The organism is Cognatiyoonia sp. IB215182 (assembly GCF_033963905.1).
Taxonomy (GTDB): domain Bacteria; phylum Pseudomonadota; class Alphaproteobacteria; order Rhodobacterales; family Rhodobacteraceae; genus Yoonia.
In genome coordinates this window covers 59,374-70,176 of the sequence record NZ_JAXBMB010000017.1, presented here as the reverse complement: position 1 = coordinate 70,176, position 10,803 = coordinate 59,374, and the positions used below count along the sequence as shown (strand labels likewise).

Annotated in this window: 8 protein-coding genes; 4 read left to right on the top strand and 4 right to left on the bottom strand. The window is 54.9% G+C overall.

Going from position 1 to position 10,803, the window contains the following annotated elements:
- From SLH47_RS23395 to SLH47_RS23385, 3 genes are all read right to left on the bottom strand, one after another.
- Nucleotides 1–297: H-NS histone family protein (locus SLH47_RS23395; RefSeq protein ID WP_320243170.1), on the bottom strand; the 297-nt coding region annotated here is incomplete at its 3' end.
- Between the two features lie 1,095 nt (nt 298–1,392).
- A complete protein-coding gene (locus SLH47_RS23390) occupies nt 1,393–2,451 on the bottom strand; it encodes an IS110 family transposase (RefSeq protein WP_320243169.1) in 1,059 nt (352 codons plus the stop codon).
- Nucleotides 2,452–3,104: 653 nt separating this feature from the next.
- Nucleotides 3,105–4,679: a peroxidase family protein gene (locus SLH47_RS23385; protein ID WP_320243167.1), complete on the bottom strand. Its 1,575-nt coding sequence runs from the start codon at nt 4,677–4,679 to the stop codon at nt 3,105–3,107.
- A 249-nt stretch (nt 4,680–4,928) separates the two neighbouring features.
- Between SLH47_RS23385 and SLH47_RS23380 the strand changes: the two genes are divergently transcribed.
- The 4 genes from SLH47_RS23380 to SLH47_RS23365 all read left to right on the top strand — a co-directional run bounded on the left by SLH47_RS23380 (nt 4,929) and on the right by SLH47_RS23365 (nt 8,513).
- Entirely contained in the window at nt 4,929–5,291 is a 363-nt protein-coding gene (locus SLH47_RS23380; RefSeq protein WP_320243165.1) for a hypothetical protein, read from the top strand.
- Between the two features lie 195 nt (nt 5,292–5,486).
- Nucleotides 5,487–6,359, top strand: coding sequence for a YcaO-like family protein (locus SLH47_RS23375; protein ID WP_320243163.1), 873 nt, complete (start codon nt 5,487–5,489; stop codon nt 6,357–6,359).
- 83 nt (nt 6,360–6,442) lie between these two features.
- Nucleotides 6,443–7,846, top strand: a complete 1,404-nt coding sequence (locus SLH47_RS23370; RefSeq protein ID WP_320243161.1) for a hypothetical protein — start codon at nt 6,443–6,445, stop codon at nt 7,844–7,846.
- 13 nt (nt 7,847–7,859) lie between these two features.
- Nucleotides 7,860–8,513, top strand: a complete 654-nt coding sequence (locus SLH47_RS23365) for a hypothetical protein (RefSeq protein WP_320243160.1) — start codon at nt 7,860–7,862, stop codon at nt 8,511–8,513.
- 32 nt (nt 8,514–8,545) lie between these two features.
- Here SLH47_RS23365 and SLH47_RS23360 read toward each other — a convergent pair whose 3' ends face one another.
- On the bottom strand, nt 8,546–10,462 hold the full coding sequence (locus SLH47_RS23360) for a BTAD domain-containing putative transcriptional regulator (protein ID WP_320243159.1): 1,917 nt from the start codon (nt 10,460–10,462) through the stop codon (nt 8,546–8,548).
- Between the last annotated feature and the right edge of the window lie 341 nt (nt 10,463–10,803).

The following is a 10,803-nucleotide window of genomic DNA, read 5'->3' as shown; positions in this document are numbered from 1 at the left end:
GAACCACTCAGGCTTCCGTCCCTTGCCGGTCCAGGTCTGCGTCTTGTCATCTGGATTGGCGTATTTGGGTATGCTGGCCTTCTTCGGTTTTTTCGCCGTTTTACGCGCGGTCTTCGGAGCAGATGTGGCACGACCGGTAATATGTGCCAACGTAAAGCCATGGGCCTTGGCAGCTTTCTCAGCTGCAGCCAGCGCCTCTTTCCTTTTTTTCTGCTCCATGCTCGTTAGCGTCTTGTCGATATCGGTGCGCAGCTTCTCAAGCTCTTTGCTGGTCATGGATTTCAGGTCGATCTTCATTTGGGGTATTCCTTGCAGTTGCTTGCCGCAATACATCACGTGCGTTTAGGGGGAACCGCGTCGATACTCGCTTAAGCAGCGTGTACAATGGTACGCCGACACCATACAAATAGCAGACTTGGCCGGAACCTAAAGGCCCCACCATGCATTACAGTCTCTGGCGTCTGAGCATGGCGCACAGCCTGATCGGCCCCAGCGTCATGACCGGATCCTCGGCAAGACATGATGCAGCGAGGAGCAAAGACTATGTGCTACCCGCTCAGACGAGGCAAAAGCCTTCAACAACTGATGCTGTTATGGAGCTGTGGCGACTGCCAAGACCGTCCAGTGTCGGGCGTGACCGATAACCGCAGCACCTTCATTCAGCCGGGCACCTATCGCACCCCGTTCATGCTTCGGGCACGCAATTAGAAATGTCCCATCGTCAGCTGGCTCACGAATGGAATCATTTTCTCGGATCACTTGGCAAACATCATCAGCGTTTGGATAGGGTCGTATCGCAGATAACCCTGAGGCACGCGGTTCGGTGTAGTTGAAAGTTGTGGGGTCAGGGCCAAAATCCATATTGGGTCCAAAGCATCCAGCCAATGCCAGTGATAAAGTAAGTAGAACTATTCCCCGAAACCTCATGCCCACCCCAGAAGTTAGTTGATAGAGGTTCTGGGCAGCGTAAAGTGTCATTAAATCAAAGACAAGAAGCTCACCGAACAGAGTTGCAATGCAACTTCCCTACGTCATTCAAAAATGACTGTCTAGCTACACCGCAGCGCATCGTCGCTGCCGCACTGTGCCGGCGATGCGCAGGAAGCCGACATTGCGAAGTTGCAAAGTCCGGCGTGGTCTTCTCCCGAGTTCGGCCCAATGTATGTACCGGCTGCTGTTCGCAAATGATTTCTGGCATGTTCTCGGAAGTTGCTCATATGTATCCGGCCTACTGATCGACACGCGGGTCGTGGCCTTATTGGGGTTACGCTCGCACCGTGATCTCATTAGCGGAAAGGTCGATGATGACCTAATGGGCCGTCAGATTCTGGGGGCGTAGTTTTTCCGTTCCATGCTTTCGATCTATCGCGAACTCCTTTGGGTCGCTTCGGCTCAGACGCCGACTGCGACCTCGTCTCTTGGCGCATCAAACGCCGTTTTGTGTCTCAGTATACTCCAGGCCATGCGGGCGAGCTTGTTTGCGAGTGCGACCGCAGCCTTGTTGCGATGCATGCGTTCGCTAGCGCGCGTCAACCAGTCGCCGAAGCTAAAGTCGGGCCAACGATGTGGTCGCATCATGATGATCTTTGCCGCCTGAACGAACAGCATCCTCAAATACCTGCTGCCGCGCTTGGAGATGCGCCCGAGGACCGTTCGGCCTCCGGTGCTGTACTGTCTCGGAACAAGCCCGACCCAGGCCGCAAAGTCACGCCCGCGATCAAACGCTTCCCCTTCGCCAATGGCTGCCACCATCGCCGTCGAGATCATCGGGCCGATACCAGGGACAGTCATCACGTTGATGCAATTGTCTTCGGTTCGGCTGATCTCCTCGATCTCGGCGGACACCTTATCGATCCGGTCGTCCATCCACATCCAGTCGCCATAGAGACCGATCAGGATCGACCGCATCCGAGGTGATATCTCGTCCTTGCGCTCTTCCAAGATCGTCTCGAACGAGTTTTTCTGAGCCCTCAGACCTTTGCGCACTGTGATGCACTGTTCGATCAAAAAGGCGCGGATCTGATTGATGGTCGCCGTCCGGCGCGACACCAAACGCGATCTGACCCGGTGCAGCGCTTGAAGATCGAGCTGATCCTGGCTCTTCTCGGACACGGTTTGCAGGTTGGGCCGAAGTGCCGCCTCAGCGATCGCCTCAGCATCGTTGTAGTCGTTCTTCTGCCCCTTTTTGAAAGGCTTCACATAGATCGCAGGGATGATCCGAGGCTCGAAGCCCATCTCGCGCAGTGTCCGGCTGACAAAGTGGGCGCTCAGGCATGCCTCCATGCCCACGATACAGCGCGGCAGCTTCTCGAATGTAGCGACCAACGCCAGTCGCTTGATCTGTTTGCGCAGGACGCGTTGTCCCGACGGATCGAAACCAACAATGTGGAATGTGTCTTTGCCGATATCGATGCCGACCGACATCAGCTCATCAAAGTATTTCTTCGCCATGCTACTTCTCCAGTTTGTAGAAATAGGCAAAGCCTAACCTGCTGGGTGAAGCAGCCGGTACATCCCATTAGCTGTCGTTGGTCGGGGGCTCTTGTCGCTGTAGTGCGGCCCGTCAGAGGAGACATTCGCTGCAACTGCATGAACCGAGAAATGGCGAACTCACAGATGGCGGAGATTGTGTTGAAAAACTCGAAAATCTCACAACTGCATTTTTCTGCCAGAATCCATTGCAGACACGGGTTTGATGATGATTACCTGCTGGAGCATCTGAGCGCCTCCGTCGTCGCCAATGCCGGTCTTCGGCCGACCCCCTCGCCGAACTATCCAAGGGGCTTTCTATGGGCCAACTCTTGAGCAGTTTTCGCCAAAATCGGAGTTTTTCAACAGTATCCGGACAAAGCGCCAATTCGCTGCGGCGGCACCAATGTCTGCCAATCGAATCCGCTTTCGGGATTCGACGACCGGGAAGCCATAGAGTAGCGGATTTGGGGAGACGGTAGTAAGCGCTCTGTTTCATCGATCGCACTGGGCAGCTCTGTGATTTTAAGTTGCTTTTTGGGTCGGCTGCCGCTTACGCCGAGCATGGCTTATTGGCGTTTTAGATGAGCGGGACTATAGAAAGGCTGCGCCCGCCCATCCTAGCTGCAATGGTTTTATACGCCGAGTGGGTTGATGATGGGGTTCCCGTTTTCGTCGCAGAACGCCATCATCTTGGGCAAGGTATCGACCTCCGAGCCATTCGAGAGCCGCAGTGGACTTTGGCTGGGCGTCCAACCGCTCGCGATAATGCTTGGCTTACTGGCTTTCACCAAGGAGACAAATGTTTCCGCCACAAGAAGAGAGCCCATTTCACCCAGGTGATCGCCATTGTGGCGGGCATTAGCCTCTTGTAGGATGTAGAACCACAAAGGGGCCTTTTGATCGAGCTCGAGCGTGTCGACGAGGCCTGCCATCTCCTCGGGCAGGTTCTTCTTCATCTCCGCTTTTGTCAGAACCTTCACAGTGCTCATTGCCGCGCTCACGTCTTGGCCTGACGGCAAACCGCGCAGGGCCCCGCGGCGTAGGTTGGAGGCTGCCAGATTGTTAAGGACCGGCTTGTTAGGGGCTCGTTCCAGGTTGCCCATTCCTGAGGCCAAAAGCGGATCAAAGGCAGCGGCATTGGCAAATGTCACGTTCCCCGCGTCGAAGCCCGTTCCGTCGAAGTCTAGCAAACGGCGCCAATCAGCAATCCAGTTGGTTTCCAGCGGTCGATCTGATGAGAGGTTGTTATTCGTATGGAAAAACAGAGACAAGCTTCTTTCTTTACCCAAGTCTTTTCCGGCGAATACGGCTGCTCCGAACGCTCCGTCCCTAAAATTGGCATTCCAATCATAGGCCTGCCGGATCATCGTGTGGCCGAACCGGAATGCGGCTACGGCAAATTCCAGCGGCATGGTCGCGGTTTCGGCGACCGTCGTGTCGCAATGGCGGCATTTGCCTTTTTGCACGACATCGGCCCAGACACTGGGCTCGCAGACCTGTTTTAGGAAATCGTGCAGCACGATGTGTTGGTAGTGCTGTGTTACGAGCTCGCGCGCCTTTTCGAAGGCCATTGTGTCCGACAACGACATATCATTGCTCATCAGCGTGCGCGCGACGGCATTGTGAAACTTCATCCAGGCCAGATGCATTTGCCCCACAATCAGGTTCTCATCGTTGCGGTCATCAGGAATGAGAACTTTGGCTGGCGCGCCTGTGCGGTCCCCATTTGCATCTAGCGGAAAAGGCCCCCTCGGCAGATCATTGGCGAGCGGTTGGCCAGAATTTCCGGCCCCCGCGCTGGGTTGCGTGATACCAAATTCAAAGAAGGGACCGGTGCCGTTGTTGCTGCGCGGACTCGTGCCGCCCTTCGTGCCTTCCGGCACGTTTCCGTAGACGCTGTCGAGATCGAGAGTTGGCGAACGGGCCTGTTCGATTTCAAGCATGACAGCAGGCAAAGGACCGTCCAGAGCGTCGCTGTCGGGAGTGACGTCACGGGTGATGTCATGGTCAATAAACTGGCCAAAGTAGGTGTAACCTGCGGGCATGATCCCATCTTTCTTTGGCACGCCCTCCACAGTCATTGCGCTGCCGAGCATCAGAGCGGCGGTGGGAGAAATCTGAAAGGTGGGAAGATTTGGAAAGAGCCGTGAAAAGCCGGGTTTGGCCCCGCTCATGGCCGAATGCATTCCGTGGGTTTCAGGTGTCATGGATTTATCCTTCCTGCTAATTTGTTTGATTGGTCGGGCGATTTTCCGATGCACGTGGCGCATTCGGGGGCCGCGGCTGCGCTTTGATTTCCTCTGTTGCGCGCATCCGAAACTGCCCAGCACAGTGCCGTGCGTTGCGTGAGCCGACCGTTATTCCAGAATGCCGATCTCGGTGATTGCGTGAATCACGCACGGATCACGCATGATCGGGTTCATTGGCTTTACCGAAGAGAGGAAAGGAGTAAGGCAATGGTTTTGACGCAAAGCATGCATTTGGAGCAATGGCTTCAACTGGCTTTGATGGGGGGCATATTTGGGCTGTTGGGGCAGTTGATCCGCACAGCCATGGGCATGCGGAAGCTGTCGCGTAGCTCGGGCGGGCTCAAGACCGCCATGGCGGATCAGTTCAGCCAGAGCCAGCTGCTGATCAGTTTGATGCTGGGGATTTTGGCGGGGATCGTGGCGACATTTACGGTTCCGGGGCTCGAAGGGTTTGCCGAAAATCCTGTGGTGTCGCCCACGGTGATTTTGACAATTATGTCGGCGGGCTATGCGGGGGGCGATTTTCTTGAAGGCATCGTCAAATCGCAGTTTCGGACCGGCGCAGGCTAGGGTTTCATAGGACCGGCGCGGGCTTGCCTGCGCGCGCCCGAGCAAGGTCAAAGTTTTCAGGAAGTGTCGTCAATGGTCACGCGCATGGAATACCGGGTCGACGACATACGGCATTTTCAAAGCCCGTATGCGCCGCGAATTCGGTTGATCGGGGCAAAGCTGCGGCCTGCGCCTGACCAGATTTGCACAGAGCCTGTGAGTGTGTTTGGAAAGGGTAGCTCCCTGACGAGCGCGCTAACGCGGCTCTATGGCGAAGCCGCAGAGCGTGATGCCATATTGATGCGTCTCGGTGATACGGATTGTGCGGTTCTTGGCCGCGATCTGGAGCGCCTTGGTCAAATCCCTGCGGCGCATGTGCGCATGCAAAATGAGGCAACCGACCTGGGCAGTACGGGCTGCGCGGCCCACACGATTTTGCAAGCAGCAGCCGAGAACGCGGTATGCGAATTGATTGAACGGCTCGCAATTGAACGGTGGTGGCGCGGGCAGGTTGAGATCGTGCATTTGGGTCCCAGTTGGGCGGAGATCGACGGGTTTGAAGCCTATGTGGCGCAGCTGCGCAAAGAAGCTATTGCGTCTCGGCAAACTGAAGTCTTCTCGCTCGGAGCATGGGGCCCGGTCCAGACTGTGATGGCCCGGTCTCGTGAACTGGACGGCGGTGAGGTGGCGGTCGCCTTTGCCGCAGGGAGGCGGCTGGAGCACACCGCGCGACGGGCGGTGCTCGAGTTGGCATCCGTTGAATTGGAAACGTCCGAACTCCGGGCGAATCGGAATATCGATGCGCGATTTGAACGTGAAAGCACGCTTGGGCTGATCGCAGCGCGGCAGGAGGTTTTGGCGGGGTCCCATGCTGCGTTGTTTGACGCATGCGGCGCGCCCATCCCAGCCGATGTGGAAACGCCGCAAACAGTCGGCGCACTATTGGAAGGGCTGGCCAATGTGGATCTCGATATACGCCTTGTGGATTTGACGCGCCCCGAGACTGGGCTTCCGGCATGCCGCGCGATGTTTCTTGACCCGAGCCTACAACCTGCAACGCCGAAAGGGTTTGAGTTGTCTCCGCTTTAGCCGCAGTCTTGAATCACGTTTGATTAACGCGTGGGAAGTTAATGATCAAGAGATAGTAAATAGCTCAAAAAAAGGGGGGCATTTTGAGTTTTCTTGAGTTTCTAGGCAGCGAGGATTGGCTATCCCATTGCCGGTCCGCAGATGCGCAAGACGCAAAGCTGCAGGCCCATGGGTTGCCCTCCGGGGTCACCTATCTCAGCCAGCTGATGGGCCATGACATGTTCCTGACCGAGCCGCGCAAAGACACGTTTATTCCAAACTACAAAAAGCACTCAGATCGGACATCCGTCAATATGGTTGAGCGCAAGTTGGTGCTGGAGACGGTCTACGGCAGTGGCGGCTCCGGTGACAGGCGCCTCTATCAAGAATCCAATCGCAACAAGTTCGATCTTCTGCCTCACACGTTTCAACAGCAGACGGTATTTAGTTTGAAGTTTCTTCGCGATCCGCGACGCAAATGGAGCTATCCCAATCTGGCCGACAACCGAAATTTCTCCTCGCCGATCCTGTCTCACATGGTTCTGGCCTTCATGATCTATCATAATCATTTGATCGACTGGATTGCGGCGCATGGCACCAATGAGCAACAAAAGAACCCGTTCTCGGTCGCCCGGGCCATTGTGATCCTCACGTGGCACAAAATCATTCGCAACGATGTTCTCGAAAAGTGCGCCATGCCCAAGGAGCGCGCAGAGGAAGCCTTGGGGCGTCCACAAGGCCCCGAATGGGAGGCGCTTGTCAAAAAACTTCTGGAAGATGAAGAAACCTTGGCGCGAGATGTCTTGCGCAGCTTTCATTCACTCCCAAAGTCGTCCTACAAGTTCAATCGGGACTCCTTTGACTTTCGAATTGCTAATGTACTCAAAAAGAAAAATCGTGGACCAGAAATTCCTGGCGGTTTTTCAAATGACCTGACTGAGGAGCAGTCAAAAAACCTGGTACTTTGGCAGCGGCAATGGCAACCTGACTGGACGTTTTTTTTCGATGCTGTCCCGGGGGAACACACGGCCAAAAACCGGACAGGGTTCACCCCCAGCTTTTCTTTCATGCACACCGACGGGCACGAAAAGCAGCAAATTCAAACCGTCGACGCCAAGCGCGAAAAGCTGGAAGAGTATCGGGGCTTGGTGGCGCAGTTTGGCATCAGAGAAACCGTTATGCAATTCTGGAAAGACGTGACTGAGGTGAAAGGGTCCGAGCCCGACATATCGCCCCTTGATCTGCCTTGGTCTGTGCTAGCCTTGGTTGAAGCGCAATACGCGCCGGGCAAAGCGCCTGAAGACTTCGGAAAACTGGGACCGCTGGGATCGATCGCGCTGCGCCTTCAGATGAACAAGATTCTCAGAGCTGCAGATAGCCTCATGCGCCGAATATTGAGCGCTGATGGCCTGACGCAAGCTGTCCGTGGCGGCCATGCGCCAGATATTCCCTCCACATTCATGGAGATGATCGAAAGCATGAAGCACCCAACTTCTCGATGGAACTAAAATGGAGGATTTCATGTTTGAAGACTTTACTATCATCGTTGCGGACGACGACACCAACAAGGTGATCCCAACAAGCGTTCGGACAGTTGGCCAGGAATTGGCGAACCTGTCGGAGCTTTTTGAAAAGCTTGAAGCCCAAGGCGCTGATTTTACGACCAGTGCCGACGTTAAAGACTGGTCAAATTGGGGCGATGAAGCGAGCTCTGCGATCGAGACGCTGTTGAACGCGCTGTCTTTTCGGCTTTGGGATGGCGATACAGAGCTGGCGCGGCAAGTGAATTTTGACGAGTTGAAACCTGGTGAAAAAATCTCTGATTTCGTCAAGCTCAAGCTCGTTTTTGAAGAACCAGGTGAAATGGTGGTGCCGGTGCCTTCGAAAGCACAAATTGCCCGCGGTAAGGCCAATGCGCCGCTTGGTTTTCCGGAAGAGTATTCTGGCTTGATTTCAGGACGCATGGTTGATGCTTTGCTCGAGGAACTCGAAGAATTACGCACCGACCCCAGCGCCAGCCAAGAGTTTCGTGACTTGACTGGATCGCAATTTGCGGCGGTGTCTGACACGCTGAAACAAGCGCAAAAGCGCCTGGCTTTGGAAGCCAAGTCGGATAGTGACAATATCTTCTTAGCGCAGCTAGGCGATTATTCCGTGCGCCAATGTGCGAGTTGAGTAACGAAAGGTGCCTAGCTTCTTTCCGGGTTTCAGACCCGAGCGAGAGCAGCGTTTAGGGATGTGGCCAACCTTGCGCTTTGCTCTTTCGGGCTAAGCGGGAAACAGGCAACCAGCCATTCGCACAAGGCCTCTGCGTTGAACGGCGCGGGAGACACCCATTTGCGTCGCGCTGCAGCCAAAAATTCGCCGGCCACAAGCGTGGCCTCCTGCGTTTGTCCAGCCTCCCAGAGGGCTGCTGCGTGCCATCCTGGTAGGTTTGCAATAGATGCCCCGGCTTTATGCCCGGCTTCTATTGCGCCTTCTAAATTTCTTGACAGATAGTGAATGTTTTGAATGTAGCCCCATAAGTACGGAGCAATTGAGCTGGTCATGGAGAGGGTTTCATCCACCATCGCGCTGGCGCGCGCTGTATCGCCGGCAAATGCCATGCCAAGCGCGCAGGCCAGACTCCCCAGCGATGAACAGGGGTTCAACTCGCGGCACGTTTCCATGTGCAGCAAGCTGGCCTCACTTTGACCGTCCATAGCCAAAGCCCAACCTAGAGCAAGCTGCGAGCGGGTATCGAGCGGATCTACCTGAACCGCTTTTCGCGCGTGAAAAAGCGCAAGTTCGATTTTGGCTTTGTCGAGATAAACCCCAGGGCGGTTGAGGTGGTAAATGCTTTCTGCATTGGCCCGAGACGATCGGGCGGAGGCAAATTCGGGCGCAACGCGCAAGATACCGTCCAATAGGTCAATGGCGATTTGGTTTTTGGACACGTCCCAGTCCAAAATGAGACTTTGGGCTAGGACCCAATCATCAAAAAGCTCCTGGTTTTGAAACTCGACGCGGCGGCGTTGGTTCAGTCTGTCGAGATTTACCCGCGTGTTAACAGCGAGGGCCAGTCTCTTCGCAATGAGCCGTTGCACCGGGTCCCATGTGTCGAAACGGATATCGAAGCGTTCGCTCCAGATGATCCTTTCATCAGGGCGTAGTTTGAGCGTTGCGATCAAAAAGACATTCTCGCCATCATCTGCGGCTTGAAGTTCGAGCCGATAGAAAGCTGGGCTACGAGGCTCTGAGTCAAAGAGCTGCCATTCGCGAAAACTCGACAAGCCAGCGAAGAGTTCATGGCGCAGAACGCGTACCACTTTTTGGCTCGTGGCGTCCAAATCGCTCAGATCCATTTCGGCAACACAAATGACAGGCAGTTCCGGTTCTTTGGGTATGGTGCTGGCAGTTTGAGGTTCGTCGCCCATCTGTATCCGCACGACGAGGGCTTGGGTTTCCTCGGAGGGTTCGGAATCGTGCTCTTCGCCGAGCGCCTCATAGAGATCGCGGTAAAGGGCCAGAGCAGACGCCGTATCACCCATTGCCCAGTGCTCGCGCATCAGGTGACGGCAGGCGGGCTCGTTTGTTGGGTCAAAGTGCTGCAAGCAGCGGGCGGCATGATCGCGCACTGTGCCGGGCACGGCCGGGTCAGAGATGGCCCGGGTGAAGGTGTCTCTTAAGGTGAAATCCACTTGATTGCGTATCACCGAAAGCCAGCTATCGAGCGCTCCAGAAAGGCCCGTGAAGTCAGCCATGAAATCTTCGACTTTTTGATCGTAGTTTGCGGGTAGATTAGCCAGTTCTCCGGTTTCCAGGGCATGACTGAGCGTATCGAGATCGGTTGTGATCGCCTTCTTTTTGACGGAAACTTGAGACCGGCCAAATTCGATAATGTCATCAATGCCTGGCGCGGCCTGGCGCAGTTTGCGAATGATCTGCCTCAGTGAGCCCTTGGATTTGGTGGGGTCGGCGTCTTCCCAGAGTAGGCAGGCGAGGCTGTCGCGGGAATGCGTAGTCTCTCCGCTCAGACAAAGATAGGCCAGCAAAGCATCGCCGCGCTGGGAATTGGTCCGCACAAGGCAGCCGTCAAGTTTAACACTTGGGGAGCGCCGCAATATGTCCAACTTGATACTCAATAGGTGTCTCGAAACGGAGTTAATCGTCTGAAAAAACGCGCCAGCCTTCCAAACTAGAGCTGTCTTACGCAAAAAATAAGCACGACTTGCCACAATTTTCAATCCGGCGAGACGACTACATGCGATCGATATGACTTACACTTTGTGCCGCCTGAAGGAATGTCGCATTCTGTAGAATGATTGAAACATTTTGTTTAAGCGTTCCATGTTTTCCAAATTGCATTGTTTTCTGGACAAAACTTGGCCAATATCTATTGACTCTCAAAGAGCACTTGTAGGGATTTTTGTTGAAAAACAGAGAGTTTTTAAGCAAATAAGCCCCGCGGAAGCACTATTGCCTC

Bases quoted from the DNA above. Each gene is read 5' to 3' on its own strand.
- SLH47_RS23365 (WP_320243160.1), top strand. From the start codon at position 7,860: ATGTTTGAAGACTTTACTATCATCGTTGCGGACGACGACACCAACAAG.
- SLH47_RS23390 (WP_320243169.1), bottom strand. From the start codon at position 2,451: ATGGCGAAGAAATACTTTGATGAGCTGATGTCGGTCGGCATCGATATC.
- SLH47_RS23385 (WP_320243167.1), bottom strand. From the start codon at position 4,679: ATGACACCTGAAACCCACGGAATGCATTCGGCCATGAGCGGGGCCAAA.
- SLH47_RS23380 (WP_320243165.1), top strand. From the start codon at position 4,929: ATGGTTTTGACGCAAAGCATGCATTTGGAGCAATGGCTTCAACTGGCT.